The 20562-nt window shown below is 58.1% G+C and carries 17 protein-coding genes; 15 read left to right on the forward strand and 2 right to left on the reverse strand.

Going from position 1 to position 20562, the window contains the following annotated elements; translation table 11 throughout:
• The first annotated feature begins 82 nt into the window (after positions 1-82).
• A complete protein-coding gene (gene rep / locus QDT79_RS05015) occupies positions 83-2107 on the forward strand; it encodes a DNA helicase Rep (RefSeq protein WP_308316253.1) in 2025 nt (674 codons plus the stop codon).
• Between the two features lie 176 nt (positions 2108-2283).
• Here the strand turns inward: rep and ppx are convergent, their stop codons facing one another.
• Positions 2284-3780 (reverse strand): exopolyphosphatase, encoded by a 1497-nt coding sequence (gene ppx / locus QDT79_RS05020; RefSeq protein ID WP_149559660.1) that lies wholly within the window; start codon positions 3778-3780, stop codon positions 2284-2286.
• Between the two features lie 5 nt (positions 3781-3785).
• Positions 3786-5072 (reverse strand): ATP-dependent RNA helicase RhlB, encoded by a 1287-nt coding sequence (rhlB, locus tag QDT79_RS05025; protein WP_063989093.1) that lies wholly within the window; start codon positions 5070-5072, stop codon positions 3786-3788.
• A gap of 131 nt (positions 5073-5203) precedes the next feature.
• On the opposite strand from rhlB, the gene trxA reads away from it, so the two are divergent.
• The 14 genes from trxA to wecG all read left to right on the forward strand — a co-directional run bounded on the left by trxA (position 5204) and on the right by wecG (position 20405).
• Positions 5204-5530 carry a thioredoxin TrxA gene (trxA, locus tag QDT79_RS05030; RefSeq protein ID WP_004934187.1) on the forward strand — a complete coding sequence of 109 codons (327 nt, stop codon included), beginning with the start codon at positions 5204-5206 and terminating at the stop codon, positions 5528-5530.
• Positions 5531-5930: 400 nt separating this feature from the next.
• Positions 5931-7190, forward strand: a complete 1260-nt coding sequence (gene rho / locus QDT79_RS05035; RefSeq protein WP_004934188.1) for a transcription termination factor Rho — start codon at positions 5931-5933, stop codon at positions 7188-7190.
• Positions 7191-7486: 296 nt separating this feature from the next.
• Positions 7487-8584 carry a UDP-N-acetylglucosamine--undecaprenyl-phosphate N-acetylglucosaminephosphotransferase gene (gene wecA, locus QDT79_RS05040; protein ID WP_049233749.1) on the forward strand — a complete coding sequence of 366 codons (1098 nt, stop codon included), beginning with the start codon at positions 7487-7489 and terminating at the stop codon, positions 8582-8584.
• 20 nt (positions 8585-8604) lie between these two features.
• Positions 8605-9657 (forward strand): ECA polysaccharide chain length modulation protein, encoded by a 1053-nt coding sequence (gene wzzE, locus QDT79_RS05045; RefSeq protein ID WP_063989092.1) that lies wholly within the window; start codon positions 8605-8607, stop codon positions 9655-9657.
• A gap of 85 nt (positions 9658-9742) precedes the next feature.
• Positions 9743-10873 carry a non-hydrolyzing UDP-N-acetylglucosamine 2-epimerase gene (gene wecB / locus QDT79_RS05050; RefSeq protein WP_063989091.1) on the forward strand — a complete coding sequence of 377 codons (1131 nt, stop codon included), beginning with the start codon at positions 9743-9745 and terminating at the stop codon, positions 10871-10873.
• Entirely contained in the window at positions 10870-12132 is a 1263-nt protein-coding gene (wecC, locus tag QDT79_RS05055) for a UDP-N-acetyl-D-mannosamine dehydrogenase (RefSeq protein ID WP_130017539.1), read from the forward strand. The genes wecB and wecC overlap by 4 nt, the downstream gene beginning before the upstream one ends.
• Positions 12123-13196, forward strand: a complete 1074-nt coding sequence (gene rffG, locus QDT79_RS05060; RefSeq protein WP_172837467.1) for a dTDP-glucose 4,6-dehydratase — start codon at positions 12123-12125, stop codon at positions 13194-13196. Before wecC ends, rffG begins: the two co-directional genes overlap by 10 nt.
• Before the next feature lie 48 nt (positions 13197-13244).
• Positions 13245-14126, forward strand: coding sequence for a glucose-1-phosphate thymidylyltransferase RfbA (rfbA, locus tag QDT79_RS05065; protein WP_063989089.1), 882 nt, complete (start codon positions 13245-13247; stop codon positions 14124-14126).
• Positions 14104-14835 carry a dTDP-4-amino-4,6-dideoxy-D-galactose acyltransferase gene (gene rffC / locus QDT79_RS05070; RefSeq protein WP_063989088.1) on the forward strand — a complete coding sequence of 244 codons (732 nt, stop codon included), beginning with the start codon at positions 14104-14106 and terminating at the stop codon, positions 14833-14835. The genes rfbA and rffC overlap by 23 nt, the downstream gene beginning before the upstream one ends.
• Positions 14822-15952 (forward strand): dTDP-4-amino-4,6-dideoxygalactose transaminase, encoded by a 1131-nt coding sequence (gene rffA / locus QDT79_RS05075; RefSeq protein ID WP_063989087.1) that lies wholly within the window; start codon positions 14822-14824, stop codon positions 15950-15952. Before rffC ends, rffA begins: the two co-directional genes overlap by 14 nt.
• Before the next feature lies 1 nt (position 15953).
• The gene (wzxE, locus tag QDT79_RS05080; RefSeq protein WP_107227497.1) at positions 15954-17204 is read left to right on the forward strand and encodes a lipid III flippase WzxE; all 1251 of its coding nucleotides are present in this window, start codon (positions 15954-15956) and stop codon (positions 17202-17204) included.
• Entirely contained in the window at positions 17201-18286 is a 1086-nt protein-coding gene (locus QDT79_RS05085) for a TDP-N-acetylfucosamine:lipid II N-acetylfucosaminyltransferase (RefSeq protein WP_197817056.1), read from the forward strand. The genes wzxE and QDT79_RS05085 overlap by 4 nt, the downstream gene beginning before the upstream one ends.
• Entirely contained in the window at positions 18283-19650 is a 1368-nt protein-coding gene (gene wzyE, locus QDT79_RS05090; RefSeq protein WP_308316254.1) for an ECA oligosaccharide polymerase, read from the forward strand. Before QDT79_RS05085 ends, wzyE begins: the two co-directional genes overlap by 4 nt.
• Positions 19651-19664: 14 nt before the next feature.
• Positions 19665-20405 (forward strand): lipopolysaccharide N-acetylmannosaminouronosyltransferase, encoded by a 741-nt coding sequence (gene wecG / locus QDT79_RS05095; RefSeq protein ID WP_130017535.1) that lies wholly within the window; start codon positions 19665-19667, stop codon positions 20403-20405.
• Positions 20406-20562 lie beyond the last annotated feature (157 nt).

Raw genomic sequence — 20562 nt, forward strand, 5'->3', positions numbered from 1 at the left:
GCGCTGATTATACCCGCTAAATCTCATCGGCGCTTTCTGCTACAATTCCCTTCCACGTTTTACAGCCGAGCAAGCCAGCACCATGCGATTAAACCCCAGCCAACAACAAGCCGTCGAATTCGTTACCGGGCCCTGCCTGGTGTTGGCCGGTGCCGGTTCCGGCAAGACGCGCGTTATCACCAACAAGATAGCCCACCTGATCCACCATTGCGGCTATCAGGCGCGGCACATCGCCGCCGTAACCTTTACCAACAAGGCCGCGCGCGAGATGAAAGAGCGCGTGTCGCAAACCCTGGGGCGCAAAGAGGCGCGCGGGCTGATGATTTCCACCTTCCATACGCTGGGGCTGGAGATCATCAAGCGGGAATATGTGGCGCTGGGGATGAAGTCCAACTTCTCGCTGTTCGACGATCAGGATCAGCTGGCGCTGTTGAAAGAGCTGACCGAAAAATGGCTGGAAAGTGACAAAACGCTGGTGGCGCAGCTGATTTCGACCATCTCCAACTGGAAAAACGACCTGATCGATCCTCAGCGAGCGGCGGAGCTGGCGCGCTCGGAGCGCGACAAGCTGTTCGCCCACTGCTACAGCCTGTACCACGCCCATATGCGGGCGTGCAACGTGCTGGACTTCGACGACCTGATCCTGTTGCCGACGCTGCTGTTGCAACGCAACGAAGAGGTGCGCGAACGCTGGCAGCAGCGCATCCGCTACCTGCTGGTGGATGAGTACCAGGATACCAACACCAGCCAGTACGAGCTGGTGAAGCTGCTGGTGGGTAACCGCGCGCGCTTTACCGTGGTGGGTGACGACGACCAGTCGATCTACTCCTGGCGCGGCGCGCGGCCGCAGAACCTGGTGCTGCTGAAGGAAGATTTCCCGGCGCTGCAGGTGATCAAGCTGGAGCAAAACTACCGTTCCAGCGAGCGCATTCTGAAGGCGGCCAACATTCTGATCGCCAATAACCCGCACGTGTTTGAAAAACGGCTGTTTTCCGAGCTGGGATATGGCGAAGAGCTGAAGGTGGTGACCGCCAACAACGAGGATCACGAAGCCGAGCGGGTGGTGGGGGAGTTGATCGCCCACCACTTCGTGAAAAAGACCCACTACGGCGACTATGCGATCCTGTACCGCGGTAATCACCAGTCGCGGGTGTTTGAAAAGATGCTGATGCAGAACCGCATTCCGTACAAGATTTCCGGCGGTACGTCGTTCTTCTCGCGCCCCGAGATCAAGGATTTGCTGGCCTACCTCCGCGTGCTGACCAACCCGGAGGACGACAGCGCCTTCCTGCGCATCGTCAATACCCCCAAGCGCGAGATCGGCCCGGCGACGCTGCAGAAGCTCGGCGAATGGGCCAACCAGCGCAACAAGAGTTTATTCCACGCCAGTTTCGATCTGGGGCTGAGCCAGCACTTGACCGGTCGCGGGCTGGAATCGTTGCAGCGTTTCACCCACTGGCTGGGCGGCATCGCCCAACAGGCGGAACGTGAGCCGGTGGCGGCGGTGCGCGATCTGATCCGCGGAGTGGATTATGAGAGCTGGTTGTTTGAAACCTCGACCAGCCCGAAGGCCGCCGAAATGCGGATGAAGAACGTCAACACGCTGTTCGGCTGGATGACGGAGATGTTGGAAGGCAACGATCTGGACGAGCCGATGACGCTGACCCAGGTGGTGACGCGCTTCACCCTGCGCGACATGATGGAGCGCGGCGAAAGTGAAGAAGAGCTGGATCAGGTACAGCTGATGACGCTGCATGCCTCCAAGGGGCTGGAGTTCCCCTACGTGTTCCTGGTGGGCATGGAAGAAGGCCTGCTGCCGCATCAGAGCAGCATCGATGAAGACAATGTCGATGAAGAGCGGCGTTTGGCCTATGTGGGGATCACCCGCGCGCAAAAAGAGCTGATTTTCACCCTGTGCCGCGAGCGCCGTCAGTATGGCGAGCTGGTGCGGCCGGAGCCGAGCCGCTTCCTGCTGGAGCTGCCGCAGGACGATTTGGCGTGGGAAACCGAGCGCAAAGTGGTGAGCCCGCAGGAGCGGATGCAGAAGGGACAGAGCCATCTGGCCAATATACGCGCCCAGTTGGCCAAGGCTAAAGGCGGGAATTAAAAAGACAGGGCTAGATTACTGACAAAGGAGGAAAAAGCGTGGTTTTTCCTCCTTTGTGGTTATCAGCCGAAAATCAATGAATTGATTTTCCTTATTTTTTATATGCTGTCTTCTGAAACTTGGCAATGTCATCAGGTTTGCCATTAACCTCAGGCGCTCATCGCGCCCTGGTCATTTTAACGTTGTTCTTCCAACCGCAGCGTCCAGTGGACGTAGCTCTGCCAGTGGCTTTCCTGCTCCAGCGCCTCGGCGCGCAGCGGATGCTGTTCCAACCAACCCGGCGGCAAGATCACCGTCAGTTCATCGTCCTGATTGGCGCGTAAACGCACCGCCGGCAGCGTGTCGTCGCGGCGGCGGCTGGCGAAGATGATCGCCAGGCGCAAAATGCGACACAGACGCTGCGCAGTACGCGGCGGCAGGGCGTTTTGCTGGTTCAACAGCGACAGGTCGAGAGGGTTGCTCTGGTTTTGCAGCAGGGTGGCCAGCAGTTTTTTCTGCGCCGGGGTAAAGCCGGGTAAGTCCAGGTGGCGGATCAGGTAGGCGGCGTGTTGCGGCGCCTGCTTGAAATCGACGCTAAGGCCGAGTTCGTGGATCAGGCTGGCGCTGTGCAACAGCTCGCGACATCGTGCGTCCAGCTGCCACTCGTTGGCGACCTGCTGCGAGAAATTGGCGGCGAGCTGGCTGACGCGCTCGGCTTGCTCGGTGTCGATCAGGTAACGGCGCTGCAGGTTGCGGATGGTGCGGATGCGAATATCCTGCTCCACCGGCAGATGCAGCATGCCGTAAACCAGGCCTTCACGCAGCGCCCCGCCGGCCAGCATCATGCTCTCGATGCCCAGCTCCTGGAAGATGGCCAACAGAATGGACAGGCCGCTCGGGAAGACCAGCGCGCGCTCCAGCGTCAACCCTTCGATCTCCAACTCTTCCAGCTTGCCGCACTGAATGGCGCGCTGTTTCAGCTGGCGCAGCTTGGACAGGGTGATGCGTTCATCCATGCCTTGCGCCACCATGATCTCCTGCAGCGCCTGCACGGTGCCGGAAGCGCCGACGCAGATCTGCCAACCTTGCTGGCGCAGCTGCGGTGCGATCGGCCGCACCATTTCGCGTGCGGCCTGTTCGGCGCGCTCGAAGTTTTCTTGCCCAAGATTGCGATCGCTGAAGTAGCGCTCCAGCCAGGTGACGCAGCCCATCGACAGACTATACAGCTGCGATGCCTGTGCGCCGGTGCCGGTGACCAGTTCGGTGCTGCCGCCGCCGATGTCGACGACCAGCCGCTGCTCCGGCCCGCCGGTAGTGTGCGCGACGCCGTGATAAATCAGCCGCGCCTCTTCTTCGCCGCTGATCACCTGCACCGGGCAGCCGAGGATTTGCTCGGCGACCTGCAAGAACTCATTGGCGTTAGACGCCAGGCGCAGCGTGGCGGTAGCGACGACGCGGATCTGCTCGCGCGGGATGTCCTGCAGGCGTTCGGAGAACAGCCGCAGGCACTGCCAGCCGCGCTGCATGGCCTCATGCGACAGGTGATTGTTCTGATCCAGCCCGGCCGCCAGGCGCACCTTGCGCTTGATCCGCGCCAGAGTCTGAATGCTGCCGGCCACCTCGCGCACCACCAACATGTGGAAGCTGTTGGAGCCGAGATCGATGGCAGCATAAAGCGTGCTGGAGCTGAGCATGGCAATCAGCTCGGGCGTTTACGGTTGTTGCGCGGCGCGCCGCCGCGACGAGGCGCGGAGTTGCGACGTGGGCCGTTGCCGCCGCGCGGGCGCGACAGGCGCTTCGGCGCCGGCAAATCGGTCAGCAGCGCATCGCTGTTGTACTTGCTCACCGGAATGCTGTGGTCGATATAGGTCTCGATCGCCGGCAGGTTGAGCGCGTACTCTTCACATGCCAGGCTGATGGAGTGGCCGCTGGCGCCTGCACGGCCGGTACGGCCAATGCGGTGCACGTAATCTTCGCAATCGTCAGGCAGATCGTAGTTGAAGACGTGGGTGACGGCAGGAATGTGCAGACCGCGCGCGGCGACGTCGGTGGCGACCAGAATATCGAGGTTGCCTTTGGTGAAGTCGTCGAGGATGCGCAGGCGTTTTTTCTGCGCCACGTCACCGGTCAGCAGGCCGACGCGGTGACCGTCGGCGGCCAGATGGCCCCAGATGTCTTCGCAGCGGTGCTTGGTGTTGGCGAAGATGATGGCGCGATCCGGCCACTCTTCTTCGATCAGCGTCTGCAGCAGACGCATTTTTTCTTCGTTGGACGGGTAGAACAGCTCTTCTTTAATGCGGTGGCCGGTTTTCTGTTCCGGTTCCACTTCAACATATTCGGCGTTGTTCATCTGCTCGAAGGCCAGTTCGCGTACGCGATAGGACAGAGTGGCGGAGAACAGCATGTTCAGGCGTTGATCGGCCGTAGGCATACGGCGGAACAGCCAACGGATGTCTTTGATAAAGCCGAGATCGTACATGCGATCGGCTTCATCCAGCACGACGACCTGCATCGCGCCGAGATCGACATAGTTCTGCTTGGTGTAATCGATTAAACGGCCGGTGGTGCCAATCAGAATGTCCACGCCGCTTTCCAGCACTTTCAGCTGTTTGTCATAGCCGTCGCCGCCGTAGGCCAGGCCCAGTTTCAGGCCGGTGCTCTGGGAGAGCGCTTCTGCATCGGAGTGGATTTGCACCGCCAGTTCACGCGTAGGCGCCATGATCAAGGCGCGCGGCTGATTGGTCTGGCGATCCTGTTTCGCCGGGTGAGTCAGCAAATAGTGAAAAGTAGACGCCAAAAACGCCAGCGTCTTTCCGGTACCGGTTTGCGCCTGACCTGCAACGTCACGCCCGGAGAGCGTGAGCGGCAATGCTAACGCCTGGATGGGCGTGCAATTGTGAAACCCTTTTTTCTCAAGGGCTTCAAGGACTAACGGGTGCAGGGCGAAGTCGGAAAACTTCTGTTCGGTCAAGTGTGTTTTGCTCATAGTGTGGTAGAATATCAGCTAACTATTGCTTTACGAAAGCACATCCGTTGAAATAAACGCGGTGCATTAAAATCACCTTGAGTTGGTTAATGCTACACCAACAAGGTAGACATAATCCTGTGGAGTAGAACATGAGCGATAAAATTATTCACCTGACTGACAGCAGCTTCGAAGCTGACGTGCTGAAAGCGGAAGGGCCGATCCTGGTCGATTTCTGGGCTGAATGGTGTGGGCCGTGCAAGATGATTGCTCCGATTCTGGATGAGATTGCCGAAGAGTTCGAAGGCAAACTGACCATCACCAAGCTGAATATCGATCAGAACCCGGCTACCGCGCCTAAGTACGGTATCCGTGGCATCCCTACGCTGTTGCTGTTCAAGAACGGTGAAGTGGCCGCGACCAAGGTTGGCGCGTTGTCCAAAGGTCAGCTCAAAGATTTCCTGAACGCGAATCTGTAATCGGGCGGGAAGCCCCGTATCAGGCGCCTGGCGGTGATGTTCAATTCACCGCTAGACGCCTGCCAAGAAGCGTGTTAAGTTTAACCACACTGCATATAGAACTTGCCCGAAGTTTTAAATCTAAAGAGTTTGAATCTAAAGCTATACTCTGTGTCGAACCACTGGCGTTGAAAGTAAACTGAACTCAGCCCGTGTTTTGGCAATCAAACGGTTTTGCAAAAATCATTTTTAAGGTACCTTCGATCTTCAACCGTCAATGCGTGCGCCCGATGTAAGCCATTTCTTACCGCGACGGCTCTGCGCCCGGTGATCGAACGTCCAGTAAACAGGCACGCATTTCGCTGCCATACCATTCACGATACAAGTTCGAGACATACCCCGAGTTTAAGAACCCACCACTATGAATCTTACCGAATTAAAGAATACGCCGGTTTCTGAGCTGATTACTCTCGGCGAAAATATGGGGCTGGAAAACCTTGCCCGCATGCGCAAGCAGGACATTATCTTCTCCATTCTGAAGCAACATGCGAAAAGCGGGGAAGATATCTTCGGCGACGGCGTGCTCGAGATATTGCAGGATGGATTCGGTTTCCTCCGCTCTGGAGACAGTTCCTACCTCGCCGGTCCCGACGACATCTATGTATCCCCTAGCCAAATCCGCCGTTTCAACCTCCGCACAGGTGACACCATTTCCGGTAAGATTCGTCCGCCAAAAGAAGGCGAGCGCTATTTTGCCCTGTTGAAAGTCAACGAAGTCAACTACGACAAGCCGGAAAACGCCCGCAGCAAGATCCTGTTCGAGAACTTGACGCCGCTGCACGCCAATTCCCGTCTGCGGATGGAGCGCGGCAACGGCTCGACCGAAGACCTGACGGCGCGCGTACTGGACCTGGCGGCACCGATTGGCCGCGGCCAGCGTGGCCTGATCGTGGCACCGCCGAAAGCCGGTAAAACCATGCTGCTGCAGAACATTGCGCAGAGCATCGCTTACAACCACCCAGACTGCGTGCTGATGGTGCTGCTGATCGACGAACGTCCGGAAGAAGTGACCGAGATGCAGCGCCTGGTGAAAGGCGAAGTGATCGCATCGACCTTCGACGAACCGGCTTCGCGCCACGTGCAAGTGGCCGAAATGGTAATCGAGAAGGCCAAGCGCCTGGTTGAGCACAAGAAAGACGTGATCATTCTGCTCGACTCCATCACCCGTCTGGCACGTGCCTACAACACCGTGGTACCGGCTTCCGGCAAGGTGCTGACCGGTGGTGTGGACGCCAACGCCCTGCATCGTCCGAAGCGTTTCTTCGGTGCGGCACGTAACGTGGAAGAGGGCGGCAGCCTGACCATCATCGCGACCGCGCTGGTTGATACCGGTTCGAAGATGGACGAAGTGATCTACGAAGAATTTAAAGGTACCGGCAACATGGAATTGCACCTGGCGCGTAAAATCGCCGAGAAACGCGTATTCCCTGCGATCGATTACAACCGCTCCGGTACCCGTAAAGAAGAGCTGCTCACCACCTCCGAAGAGCTGCAAAAAATGTGGATCCTGCGCAAGATCATTCACCCGATGGGTGAGATTGACGCGATGGAGTTCCTCATTAATAAGTTGGCGATGACTAAAACCAACGATGAATTCTTCGATATGATGAAACGCTCATAATTCGTTAAAAAATTCGCTGAACGCCACGCCTAGTCGTGGCGTTTTTTGCTTTTGGCGGATACGATAAGTAGCAGTAATGGAAAAGTAAGTTGTTTCCTCGACTTATTGAGAATTCATCTTGTTTGTCGGTCGGCTCTGCGCCGGTCGGCTTTGCTGCTGTCGTTTTGTCAGCTGATGCGAAGAAAATAGGCATGAATCACCGTTGTCATAGGAAATGACCGAAAGGTGGCGGGGGCCGATGGCACAAGCTATTGCCCGTGGTAAGCTGCCTTATCTTCTACAGAGATCTGTTAACTGTGAACTTACTCACTATGAGTACTGAAATTCTATTTGTTTTCCTGTTTTCTTTGGCTTTTCTCTTTGTTGCCCGCAAGGCGGCAAAACGTATTGGTCTGGTAGATAAACCCAATTATCGCAAACGCCATCAGGGGCTGATTCCGCTGGTCGGCGGTATTTCCGTTTATGCCGGACTGTGCTTCGCGTTTTGGATTTCGGAACAACCTATCGCGCACGCCAAGCTTTATCTTACCTGCGCCGGCATTCTGGTGTTTGTGGGCGCGCTCGACGATCGTTTCGACATCAGCGTTAAAATCCGCGCCTTGGTGCAGGCGTTGGTCGGCATTGCCATGATGGTGTTCGCCGGTCTGTATCTGCGCAGCTTCGGCCATGTGCTGGGCGACTGGGAGATGTTGCTGGGGCCGTTCGGCTATCTGGTGACGCTGTTCGCGGTATGGGCGGCGATCAACGCCTTCAACATGGTCGACGGCATTGATGGCTTGCTGGGTGGGCTGTCGTGCGTCTCCTTCGGCGCGCTGGGTCTGTTGCTGTACCTGAGTGGCCACCATGAGATGGCCTTCTGGTGCTTTGCGATGATCGCCACCATCGTTCCCTATATTTTGCTCAACCTCGGCATCCTCGGCCGCCGTTATAAGGTGTTCATGGGGGACGCCGGCAGTACCCTGATCGGCTTTACCGCCATTTGGCTGCTGCTGCAAAGCTCGCAGGGTAAGGCACACTCGATTAACCCGGTGACCGCGCTGTGGATCATCGCTATTCCGCTGATGGACATGATAGCAATCATGTATCGTCGTTTACGCAAGGGGATGAGCCCCTTCTCTCCCGATCGTCAACATATTCACCACCTGATCATGCGCGCCGGCTTTACGCCGCGGCAGGCTTTCGTGTTGATCACCCTGGCGGCCGCATTGCTGGCGGCGGTTGGCGTGATCGGCGAACGCCTGACTTTTATCCCAGAGTGGGTTATGTTGGCATTATTCTTGCTTGCTTTCTTCCTGTACGGTTACTGCATCAAGCGCGCCTGGCGGGTTGCGCGGTACATTAAGCGTATCAAGCGTCGCCTGCGGCGTTCGAGCGATAACAAGCAAGTATCTTAACCAGAGGCTTTTTGGCTGTGATGAATCCAGAAACAACGTCTGACAAGCATATCCCGACGGTGGATAACGAACTCGATATCCGCGGCCTGTGCTGCACCCTGTGGCGTGGCAAACCGTGGATTATCGGCATTGCGGTGCTGTTCGCGGCGGTCGCGTTGATCGTCTCTTATCTGGTTAAGCAAGAGTGGAGCGCGACCGCAATCACCGATAAGCCCACGGTGAATGCGTTGGGCGGTTACTACTCCCAGCAGCAGTTCCTGCGTAATCTGGACGTGCGCACGCTGCCGGCGACGGCCGGCGATCAGCCGAGCATCGCGGATGAAGCTTACAATGAGTTCATCATGCAGCTGGCGGCTTACGATACGCGTCGCGATTTCTGGCTGCAGAGCGATTACTACAAGCAACGTCAGGAAGGGGATGCCCGCGCCGATGCGGCGCTGCTCGACGAGCTGATCAACAACATCCTGTTCACGCCGCGCGACGACAAAAAAGTGCCGAACGACGGCGTGAAGCTGACGGCGGAAACCGCTGCGGACGCCAACCGCCTGCTGCGTCAATACGTGGCCTTCGCCAGCCACCGCGCTGCCCTGCACCTGAATGAAGAGATTCAGGGGGCGTGGGCCGCTCGCACCACCTCGATGAAAGCGCAGGTTAAGCGCCAGGAAGCGGTGGCGGAGTCGGTTTACAAGCGCGAGCTGAACACCACGCAGCAGGCGCTGAAAATCGCCGAAAGCCAAGGGATCAGCCGCACGCAAACCGACACTCCGGCCGAGCAACTGCCGGATTCGGATCTGTTCCTGCTGGGCCGGCCAATGCTGCAGGCGCGTCTGGAAGGCCTGCAGGCCTCCGGCCCGACCTATGACCTGGATTACGATCAGAACCGTGCGATGCTGGCGACGCTGAACGTTGGCCCGACCTTGGATGAGAAGTTCCAGACCTATCGTTATTTGCGCACGCCGGAAGAGCCGGTAAAACGCGACAGCCCGCGCCGGGTCTTCTGGCTGATTTTGTGGGGCGCGATGGGTGCTTTGGTTGGCGCGGGTGTTGCCTTGGCGCGTCGGCCGCGTAGTTAAAAATAATATAATAATCTGATGCAGGGCGCGTGAGCGCCCCATTCGCAGGCGGGGCCTGCGATTAACCGACCAAAAGAGATTCGCTGTGAAAGTGTTGACTGTTTTCGGCACCAGACCTGAAGCCATTAAAATGGCGCCGCTGGTACATGCACTGGCCCAGGATGAGGCCTTTGACGCAAGAGTCTGCGTAACGGCACAGCATCGTGAGATGTTGGATCAGGTATTGCGGTTGTTTGAGATCACGCCGGATTACGACCTGAACATCATGAAACCCGGCCAGGGGTTAACGGAAATCACCTGTCGCATCCTGGAAGGGCTGAAAGGGGTGTTGGAAGACTTCAAACCGGACGTGGTGCTGGTGCACGGCGATACCACTACCACGCTGGCGACCAGCCTGGCGGCGTTCTATCAACGCATTCCCGTTGGGCATGTCGAGGCCGGGCTGCGCACCGGCAATCTGTATTCTCCGTGGCCGGAAGAGGCCAACCGCAAACTGACCGGCCATCTGGCGATGTACCATTTCGCGCCAACCGAAAACTCGCGACAAAATCTGTTGCGCGAGCTGCTGCCGGACAACCGTATTTTCGTGACCGGCAATACGGTGATCGATGCGCTGTTCTGGGTGCGTGACCGTGTGATGAGCGATGCCGCGCTGCGAGCTGACCTGGCGCAGCGTTACCCGTTCCTCGATGCCGACAAGAAACTGATTCTGGTCACCGGCCATCGCCGCGAAAGCTTTGGCGGCGGCTTTGAGCGAATTTGCAGCGCGCTGGCGGAGATTGCCCGCAACCATCCGGAAGTGCAGGTAGTGTATCCGGTGCATCTCAATCCGAACGTCAGTGAGCCGGTGAATCGCATCTTGAAAGGTATCGACAACGTCATGCTGATCGAGCCGCAGGATTATCTGCCGTTTGTCTATTTGATGACTCAGGCCTATATGATCCTGACCGATTCCGGCGGTATTCAGGAAGAGGCGCCATCGTTAGGCAAACCGGTGCTGGTGATGCGCGACACCACCGAACGCCCGGAAGCGATAGATGCGGGCACGGTACGCCTGGTCGGCACCGATGTAGCCAAAATTGTTGAAGCGGTGACCCGGCTGTTGACGGACGAAAGCGAATATCACGCGATGAGTCGGGCGCATAACCCATACGGTGACGGACATGCCTGTCAGCGTATCCTCGAAGCTTTAAAGAATCATCAGGTGACACTATGAGTTTTGACACTATTTCGGTTATCGGCCTGGGTTATATCGGCTTGCCAACGGCGGCGGCGTTCGCTTCCCGCAAGAAAAAAGTGGTGGGTGTAGATGTTAACCAACATGCGGTAGATACCATTAACCGCGGTGCGATCCACATCGTCGAGCCGGATCTGGACAAAGTGGTCAAGGACGCCGTCGACGGCGGTTTCCTGCAAGCGGTGACCAAACCGCTGGCGGCCGATGCGTTCCTGATCGCGGTGCCTACGCCGTTCAAGGGCGATCACGAGCCGGATCTGGCCTATGTCGAAACGGCGGCGAAATCGCTGGCGCCGGTGCTGAAAAAAGGCGATCTGGTGATCCTGGAGTCCACCTCGCCGGTAGGTGCCACCGAACAGATGGCGGAATGGCTGGCGCAGGCGCGCAGCGATCTTAGCTTCCCGCAACAAGCGGGCGAAGCGGCGGACGTGAATATCGCCTACTGCCCAGAGCGCGTACTGCCGGGGCAGGTGATGGTGGAACTGATTCAAAACGACCGGGTGATCGGTGGCATGACGCCGAAGTGCTCGGAACGTGCCAGCGCGCTGTACAAGATTTTCCTCGAGGGCGAATGCGTGATCACCAACTCGCGCACTGCCGAGATGTGCAAGCTGACGGAAAACAGCTTCCGCGACGTGAATATCGCCTTTGCCAACGAATTGTCGTTGATTTGCGCCGAACAGGGGATCAACGTCTGGGAACTGATCCGCCTGGCGAATCGCCATCCACGGGTGAATATTCTGCAGCCGGGGCCGGGCGTCGGCGGTCACTGTATCGCCGTCGATCCGTGGTTTATCGTGGCGCAGAACCCGCAGCAGGCGCGCCTGATCCACACCGCTCGCCTGGTGAACGACGGTAAACCGTTGTGGGTGGTCGACCGGGTGAAAGCGGCGGTGGCCGATTGCCTGGCCGCCACCGACAAGCGCGCGTCCGAGGTGAAAATTGCCTGCTTCGGCCTGGCCTTCAAGCCGAATATCGACGATCTGCGTGAAAGCCCGGCGGTGGAAGTTGCCCATTTGATCGCTGAATGGCACGTCGGCGAAACGCTGGCGGTGGAACCGAACGTCGAACAGTTGCCGAAGTCGCTGACGGGTCATGTGACGTTGACGCCAATCGCTGAGGCGTTGCAGCAGGCCGATGTGATCGTGATGTTGGTCGATCACCAACAGTTCAAGGCCATCCGGCCGGAAGATGTAAAACAAACATGGGTTGTTGATACCAAAGGAGTATGGCGTTGAAACGTATTTTAGTTACCGGTGGTGCCGGTTTCATTGGCTCCGCAGTTGTGCGGCACATCATCGAGGCCACCGGCGATAGTGTGGTGGTGGTGGATAAGCTGACCTATGCCGGTAACCTCGAGTCGCTGGCGGTGGTGGCCGAGAGCGAACGCTATGCTTTCGAGCGGGTCGACATCTGCGATCGCGCCGAGCTGGATCGGGTATTTGCCCAGTATCAGCCGGACGTAGTGATGCACCTGGCGGCGGAAAGCCACGTCGATCGCTCTATCGACGGCCCGGCGGCCTTTATCGAGACCAACGTGGTTGGCACTTACACTATGCTGGAAGCGGCGCGCCATTACTGGCAGCCGTTGGCGGCGGAGAAGAAGCTGGCTTTCCGTTTCCATCATATCTCCACCGACGAAGTGTATGGCGACCTGCACGGCACCGACGATCTGTTTACCGAAACCACACCGTATGCGCCGAGCAGTCCGTATTCCGCCTCCAAAGCGTCGAGCGATCATTTGGTGCGTGCCTGGTTGCGCACCTACGGTCTGCCGACCCTTGTGACCAACTGTTCGAACAACTACGGCCCTTATCACTTCCCGGAGAAGTTGATTCCGTTGGTGATTCTGAATGCGGTAGCCGGCAAACCGCTGCCGGTATACGGCAACGGCGCGCAGGTGCGCGACTGGCTGTATGTCGAGGATCACGCGCGCGCGCTCTATCAGGTTGTGACCGAAGGCGTGGTGGGCGAAACTTACAATATCGGTGGCCATAACGAGCGCAAGAATATCGAAGTGGTGCAGACCATTTGCGATCTGCTGGAAGAACTCGCGCCGAATAAGCCGCAGGGCGTGGCGAACTACCGCGATCTGATCACTTACGTGAAGGATCGCCCTGGCCACGATATGCGTTATGCCATCGACGCCGGCAAAATCGATCGTGAGTTGGGCTGGCGGCCGCAGGAAACCTTCGAAAGCGGCATTCGCAAGACGGTGGCCTGGTATCTGGCTAACGAAACCTGGTGGCGCCGGGTGCAAGACGGTTCTTATGCCGGTGAGCGTTTGGGGCTGTCAGATTAATTTAACGCCGCGTCGCTTTGCGCCGGCGCGGCGGGTTTTGGAGTAAGTATGAAAGGTATTATTCTGGCTGGCGGTTCCGGTACGCGTCTGCATCCGATTACTCGTGGCGTGTCCAAGCAACTGCTGCCGATTTATGACAAGCCGATGATCTATTACCCGATGTCGGTACTGATGTTGGCGGGGATCCGCGACATTTTGATCATCTCGACTCCGGAAGATCTGCCGTCCTTCGAGCGTTTGTTGGGTAACGGCGAACAGTTCGGCGTCAATCTCAGCTACGCTGCGCAGCCTAAGCCGGAAGGTCTGGCGCAGGCGTTTCTGATCGGCGAGGAGTTTATCAACGGCGATTCTTGCTGCCTGGTGTTGGGAGATAACATCTTCTTCGGCCAATCTTTCAGCCCGAAATTAAAAACCGTCGCGGCTCGCACCGAAGGTGCCACCGTGTTCGGTTATCAGGTGATGGATCCCGAACGCTTTGGCGTCGTGGAGTTTGACGAAAATTTCCGCGCGCTGTCGATCGAAGAAAAGCCGAAGAAACCGAAATCCGATTGGGCGGTGACCGGCCTGTACTTCTACGATAGCCAGGTGGTGGAGTTTGCCAAGCAGGTGAAGCCTTCCGAACGCGGCGAGCTGGAAATCACCAGCATCAACCAGATGTATCTGGAGCGTGGTGAACTGACCGTCGAGCTGTTGGGGCGTGGTTTCGCCTGGCTGGACACCGGGACTCACGACAGCCTGCTGGAAGCCAGCAGCTTCGTGCAGACGGTAGAAAAGCGCCAGGGCTTTAAAATCGCCTGTCTGGAAGAGATCGCCTGGCGTAACGGCTGGCTGGATGACAAGGGGCTGAAACGCGCCGCCACCTCATTGTCCAAAACGGGCTACGGCAAGTATTTGCTGGATCTGCTGCATGCGCGTCCACGCCACTATTGAGCCTTTGTCATGGGAAAGCGAGTTTTTCGCACTAGACAGCGCGAAACTCGGCTTCTCCTCCTCGGCTCCGGTGCTTGTCGAAGCCGATCTGGCGGCTTATGCCCTGGTGCAGGCAAAAATTCCCGCGCAGCAACTGGCATTGGCGGATAGTCTCGCCGGCTTGGGATTTCGTCTGGTTGAGGGTGAGGTCGATCTGGTCCTGGCTCTTGAGCGTGAACGAGCGGCGGAACCCGGCGACGGAGCCCAGACTTCCCGTCTGGCAACCGAGTCCGATATCCCGGCATTGCGTGCCGCGGCGGCTCAGGCGTTCACCGTCAGCCGCTTTCGCGCACCTTGGTATCAACCTGATGACAGCGGCCGGTTTTATGCTTTGTGGATTGAAAAGGCCGTTTTAGGCACGTTCGATCATCAGTGCCTGTTGGCTCTGGACAACCAGGGGCAACCCGAAGGCTTTGTCAGCCTGCGTGACATTGGCGGTCAGGAAATGCGTATCGGCCTGCTGGCGGCTTTCCCTGGCGCATCCGGCCGGGGCGTGGGCGCCAGGCTGATGGCCGCGGCGATCGCCGAATGTCGGCAGCAGGGGATGCAGCGCCTGCGGGTTGCGACCCAGATAAGCAATATCGCCGCATTACGACTCTATCAACGACAGGGTGCCGTGATTGAAAGCACCGCGTATTGGTTATACAGAGGTAGACATGATTCCATTTAACGCTCCACCGGTTGTTGGCACTGAACTGGAATATATGCAGGCTGCCATGGGCAGCGGCAAATTGTGCGGCGACGGCGGTTTCACCCGTCGCTGCCAGCAGTGGATGGAACAGCGTTTCGGCAGCGCGAAAGTGTTGTTGACGCCTTCCTGCACCGCGTCGTTGGAAATGGCCGCCATCTTGCTGGATATTCAGCCGGGTGACGAAGTGATCATGCCGAGCTTTACCTTCGTTTCTACCGCCAACGCCTTTGTGCTGCGCGGCGCTAAAGTGGTATTCGTCGACCTGCGTCCGGACACCATGAACATCGACGAAACCAAAATCGAAGCGGCGATCACCGATAAAACCCGCGCGATTGTGCCAGTGCACTATGCTGGCGTTGCCTGCGAGATGGATACCATCATGGCGCTGGCGAAGAAATATAACCTGTTCGTGGTGGAAGACGCCGCGCAGGGCGTGATGTCGACCTACAAAGGCAAGGCATTGGGCACCATTGGCCATATCGGCTGCTTCAGCTTCCATGAAACCAAAAACTACACCGCCGGCGGCGAAGGCGGCGCGACGCTGGTGAACGATCCGGCCTTGATCGATCGGGCGGAAGTCATCCGCGAAAAAGGCACCAACCGCAGCCAGTTCTTCCGTGGCCAGGTCGATAAATATACCTGGCGCGACATCGGTTCCAGCTATCTGATGTCTGACCTGCAGGCCGCCTACCTGTGGGGCCAGTTGGAAGTGGCGGAACGCATCAACCAGCGCCGTTTGGCACTGTGGCAGAAGTACTACGACAGCTTCCTGCCGTTGGCGCAGTCAGGGCGCATCGAGTTGCCGATCGTGCCGGCGGACTGCGTGCATAACGCGCATATGTTCTATATCAAGCTGCGTGATATCGAAGAGCGCACGGCCTTTATCGACTACCTGAAGGAAGCCGAAATCATGGCGGTGTTCCACTATATCCCGCTGCATGATTGCCCGGCCGGTGAACAGTTCGGTCGCTTTGCCGGTGAAGATCGTTACACCACACAGGAAAGCGCGCGCCTGGTGCGTTTGCCGCTGTTCTACAATATGTCTGATGTCAATCAGCGTACGGTAATCAATACCATTCTGAGCTTCTTCGCCTGATATGTCGTTGGCAAAAGCATCGATATGGACCGCCGGCTCCACGCTGATCAAAATCGGCGTGGGGCTGTTGGTAGTGAAACTGCTGGCGGTGGCGTTTGGCCCCAGCGGGGTGGGGCAGGCGGGTAACTTCCGCCAGTTGATTACCGTGCTGGGCGTGCTGTCCGGCGCGGGCATTTTTAACGGCATCACCAAATACGTGGCGGAGTACCACCAGGATCCGCAGCGTCTGCGTCTGGCGGTGGGCACCGCGTCGAGCATCGTGCTGGTTTTTTCGACCTTGCTGGCGCTGGTGTTTCTGTTCGCTGCTGAACCGATCAGCATTGGGTTGTTCGGGCATGCCGATTACGTCGATGTAGTGCGCGCCGTCGCCTTCATTCAGATGGGCATCGCCTACGCCAACCTGTTCATGGCGGTGCTGAAAGGCTATCGCGATGCGATGGGCAATGCGCTGGCGGTGATCGGCGGCAGCCTGATTGGCGTGGTAGCTTATTACCTGTGCTTCAAGCTGGGGGGCTATGAAGGCGCGCTGGCGGGGCTGGCGCTGGTGCCGGCGTTGGTGGTGTTGCCTGCCGGGCTGATGCTGTGGCGGCGCAAAACGCTGCCGCTGCGCTATCTGGCGCCGCGTTGGGACAAACTCGTGGCCGGCAACCTCGGCAAATTCACCCTCATGGCGTTGATCACCTCGGTCACGCTGCCGGTGGCCTACGTGATGATGCGTAACCTGTTGGCTGCCCATTACGGCTGGGATGAGGTGGGGATTTGGCAGGGCGTCAGCAGCATTTCCGATGCCTATCTGCAGTTCATCACCGCTTCGTTTACCGTCTATCTGCTGCCGACGCTGTCGCGGCTTACGGACAAGGGCGCTATCTCGCGGGAGATCGTGCGCTCGCTGAAATTCGTGCTGCCGGCGGTAGCGGTGGCGAGCTTTACGGTTTGGGTGCTGCGCGATTTCGCTATTTGGCTGCTGTTCTCGGACAAGTTTGTTGCCATGCGCGATCTGTTTGCCTGGCAGCTGGTGGGCGACGTGCTGAAAGTCGGGGCCTATGTGTTCGGCTATCTGGTGATCGCCAAAGCGTCGCTGCGCTTCTATATCCTGACGGAAGTCAGCCAGTTTCTGCTGCTGACGCTGTTCTCGCACTGGCTGATCCCGCTGCATGGCGCGCTGGGGGCGGCTCAGGCCTATATGGCAACCTACATCGTGTATTTCGCGCTCTGTAGCTGCGTGTTTCTTATTTATCGTAGACGAGTATGACCACACTGATTCACGTTCTGGGATCCGATATCCCGCATCATAACCAGACGGTGCTGCGCTTCTTCAACGACGTGCTGGCGCCGCGTCTGCCTGCTGAGCAAACGCGGCATTTTATGGTGGCGGCCAAGGATGTGGCGGCACTGGGAGATTTCCCCGCCCTGAACATTGAGCCCTACGCAGACAAGAAAAGCCTGGCGGCAGCGGTCATCGCCCGTGCCCAGGCCGATCGCGATGCGCGCTTCTTCCTGCACGGCCAGTTCAATCCGGGGCTGTGGCTGGCGCTGTTGAGCGGCAAGATCAAGGCGCGTCAGGTCAGTTGGCATATCTGGGGCGCCGATCTGTATGAAGACGCCACCAGCTGGAAATTCCGTCTGTTCTATCTGCTGCGCCGCATTGCGCAGGGGCGAGTAGGGAATGTGTTTGCCACTCGCGGCGACGTGATTCACTACCAGCAGCGCCATGCGCGGGTGCCAGCCTCGCTGCTGTACTTCCCGACCCGCATGGATCCGGCGCTGACCGACGTTCACGTCGAGAAAAACCTGGCCGGGCCGATGACGATTCTGGTGGGTAACTCCGGCGATCGCAGCAATCGGCATATCGAAGCGCTGCGGGCGATTCATCAGCAGTTCGGCGCCGACGTGCGCGTGATCCTGCCGATGGGTTATCCGGCCAACAACGATGCCTACATCGAGCAGGTACGCGCCGCCGGGTTGCCGCTGTTCGGCGAGAAAAACCTGCAGCTGCTCACGCAGCAGGTGGCGTTCGAGGACTACCTCAATATTCTGCGCGCCTGCGATCTGGGCTATTTCATTTTCAATCGCCAGCAGGGGATTGGCACCCTGTGCCTGCTGATTCAGTTCGGCGTGCCTTTTGTGCTCAGCCGGCAAAACCCGTTCTGGCAGGATTTGGCGGAACAGCATCTGCCGGTGCTGTTCTACGGCGATTCGCTGGACGAGGCGGTGGTGCGTGAAGCGCAGCGTCAGCTGGCGGCGGTGGATAAACAGGCGATCGCCTTCTTCAATCCGAACTATGTCGACGGCTGGCAGCAAGCTCTGGCGTTGGCGGCGGGAGAAAGCTCATGACGTTGGCGCAATTCGGCGGCCTGTTTGTCGTCTACCTGGTCAGCCTGACGTTTATCCTGACGCTGACCTACCAGGAGTTTCGGCGTGTGCGCTTTAACTTCAACGTCTTCTTCTCGCTGCTGTATTTGCTGACGTTCTATTTCGGTTTTCCTTTGACCTGCTTGCTGGTGTTTCAGTTTGACGTCGAGGTGGTGCCGGTGGAGTTCCTGTTGTACGCCCTGCTGTCGGCGACGGCGTTTTACGCCATCTATTACGTCACTTACAAGACCCGGCTGCGCAAGCGCCGCACCCAGCCGCGCGCGGCGCTGTTTACCATGAACCGGGTAGAGACTCATATGACTTGGGTGCTGCTGGCATTGGTGGCGATCGGTACCGTTGGGATCTTCTTCATGCAGAACGGCTTCCTGCTGTTCAAGCTCAATTCCTACAGCCAGATCTTCTCCAGCGACGTGTCTGGCGTGGCGCTCAAGCGGTTCTTCTACTTCTTCATTCCGGCGATGCTGGTGGTCTATTTCCTGCGGCAGGATCTGCGTGCCTGGTTCTTGTTCCTGGTGGCGACGGTGGCGTTCGGTATTCTGACCTACGTGATCGTCGGCGGCACCCGCGCCAACATCATCATCGCCTTCGCGCTGTTCCTGTTTATCGGCATCGTACGCGGCTGGATCACGCTGTGGATGCTGGCGGCGGCGGGCATATTCGGCGTGGTCGGCATGTTCTGGCTGGCGTTGAAGCGCTATAGCCTGGATGTCAGCGGCGCGGAAGCGTTCTATACCTTCCTCTACCTGACCCGCGATACCTTCTCGCCGTGGGAAAACCTGGCGCTGCTGCTGCAAAATTACGACAAGATCGATTTCCAGGGCCTGGCACCGATCTTGCGTGATTTCTACGTCTTTATCCCAACCTGGCTATGGCCGGGCCGGCCGGACGTGGTGCTGAACTCGGCCAACTATTTCACCTGGGAAGTGCTGAACAACCACTCCGGGCTGGCGATTTCGCCGACGTTGATCGGTTCGCTGGTGGTGATGGGCGGCGCGCTGTTTATCCCGCTCGGCGCGATTCTGGTGGGCATGATCATCAAGTGGTTCGACTGGTTGTATGAGTTGGGCAAAACCGAGCCGAACCGCTATAAGGCGGCCATTCTGCAGGGGTTCTGCTTCGGCGCGGTGTTCAACATCATCGTGTTGGCGCGCGAAGGGGTGGATTCATTCGTGTCGCGCGTGGTGTTCTTCTGCATTATTTTCGGCGCCTGTCTGGTGCTGGCGAAGTTGCTGTATTGGCTGTTCGATACCGCCGGGTTGATCAAGGCCAGAGTGACGCGCACTCGCGCGCCGACGTCTCCGCCTCGGGCCAACGGTCTTTTGTAAGGGTAATGAGAACGATGGAAGCAAAGATTTCGGTGCCGCAGTATGAGCTGCGCGGTTTCAGCCTGTGGGGCTTTCGCGATATGGCGCACTGCATGGACTTTTTGTTCGACGGCGGCCGGGTAAAACAGGGCACGCTGGTGGCCATGAATGCGGAAAAGATCCTGAAGGCGGAAGAGGACCAGTCGCTGCACGCGTTGCTGGATGAGGCGGAGTACAAGTACGCCGACGGCATCAGCATGGTGCGTTCGATTCGTCGCAAATACCCGGCGGCGGACGTTTCGCGCGTTGCGGGCGCCGATCTGTGGGAAGCCTTGATGCAACGCGCCGGCCGTGAAGGTACGCCGGTCTTCCTGGTCGGCGGCAAGCCCGAAGTCTTGGCGGAAACCGAGCAAAAGCTGCGCAACCAGTGGAATGTTAACCTGGTGGGCAGCCAGGACGGCTATTTTAAACCGGAGCAGCGAGAGGCGCTGTTCGAGCGTATTCGCGCCAGCGGCGCCGCTATCGTGACGGTGGCGATGGGATCGCCGAAGCAGGAGATCCTGATGCGCGACTGCCGCACAGTGCATCCGCAGGCGCTGTATATGGGCGTGGGCGGCACCTACGATGTCTTTACCGGCCATGTGAAGCGTGCGCCCAAGGTGTGGCAGAACCTCGGTCTGGAATGGCTCTACCGCCTGCTCAGCCAGCCCAGCCGCATCGGCCGGCAGTTGAAGCTGTTGAAGTTTGTCGGCTACTACTACAGCGGCAAGATGTAACCCCTCATCCGGGGCGGAAAGTGCTGTTCCGCTCCGGTCTGCTGTACCAATAATCTGCTTTTGCGCGTTTCTCCCGCATATCTATAACCCTCGGCCCTAAACGCCGTCGCATTTATTCCATAAAGTTTTAAATTGCGGTTTGCTTATAGCGGCGAAA

This window comes from Serratia marcescens, from assembly GCF_029846115.1.
Classification (GTDB): domain Bacteria; phylum Pseudomonadota; class Gammaproteobacteria; order Enterobacterales; family Enterobacteriaceae; genus Serratia; species Serratia marcescens_L.

Excerpts from the sequence above, each read along its gene's own strand:
- rep (WP_308316253.1), top strand. The coding sequence starts at position 83 with ATGCGATTAAACCCCAGCCAACAACAAGCCGTCGAATTCGTTACCGGG.
- ppx (WP_149559660.1), bottom strand. The coding sequence starts at position 3,780 with ATGCTCAGCTCCAGCACGCTTTATGCTGCCATCGATCTCGGCTCCAAC.
- rhlB (WP_063989093.1), bottom strand. The coding sequence starts at position 5,072 with ATGAGCAAAACACACTTGACCGAACAGAAGTTTTCCGACTTCGCCCTG.
- trxA (WP_004934187.1), top strand. The coding sequence starts at position 5,204 with ATGAGCGATAAAATTATTCACCTGACTGACAGCAGCTTCGAAGCTGAC.
- rho (WP_004934188.1), top strand. The coding sequence starts at position 5,931 with ATGAATCTTACCGAATTAAAGAATACGCCGGTTTCTGAGCTGATTACT.
- wzzE (WP_063989092.1), top strand. The coding sequence starts at position 8,605 with ATGAATCCAGAAACAACGTCTGACAAGCATATCCCGACGGTGGATAAC.
- wecC (WP_130017539.1), top strand. The coding sequence starts at position 10,870 with ATGAGTTTTGACACTATTTCGGTTATCGGCCTGGGTTATATCGGCTTG.
- rffG (WP_172837467.1), top strand. The coding sequence starts at position 12,123 with ATGGCGTTGAAACGTATTTTAGTTACCGGTGGTGCCGGTTTCATTGGC.
- rfbA (WP_063989089.1), top strand. The coding sequence starts at position 13,245 with ATGAAAGGTATTATTCTGGCTGGCGGTTCCGGTACGCGTCTGCATCCG.
- rffC (WP_063989088.1), top strand. The coding sequence starts at position 14,104 with ATGCGCGTCCACGCCACTATTGAGCCTTTGTCATGGGAAAGCGAGTTT.
- rffA (WP_063989087.1), top strand. The coding sequence starts at position 14,822 with ATGATTCCATTTAACGCTCCACCGGTTGTTGGCACTGAACTGGAATAT.
- wzxE (WP_107227497.1), top strand. The coding sequence starts at position 15,954 with ATGTCGTTGGCAAAAGCATCGATATGGACCGCCGGCTCCACGCTGATC.
- QDT79_RS05085 (WP_197817056.1), top strand. The coding sequence starts at position 17,201 with ATGACCACACTGATTCACGTTCTGGGATCCGATATCCCGCATCATAAC.
- wzyE (WP_308316254.1), top strand. The coding sequence starts at position 18,283 with ATGACGTTGGCGCAATTCGGCGGCCTGTTTGTCGTCTACCTGGTCAGC.
- wecG (WP_130017535.1), top strand. The coding sequence starts at position 19,665 with ATGGAAGCAAAGATTTCGGTGCCGCAGTATGAGCTGCGCGGTTTCAGC.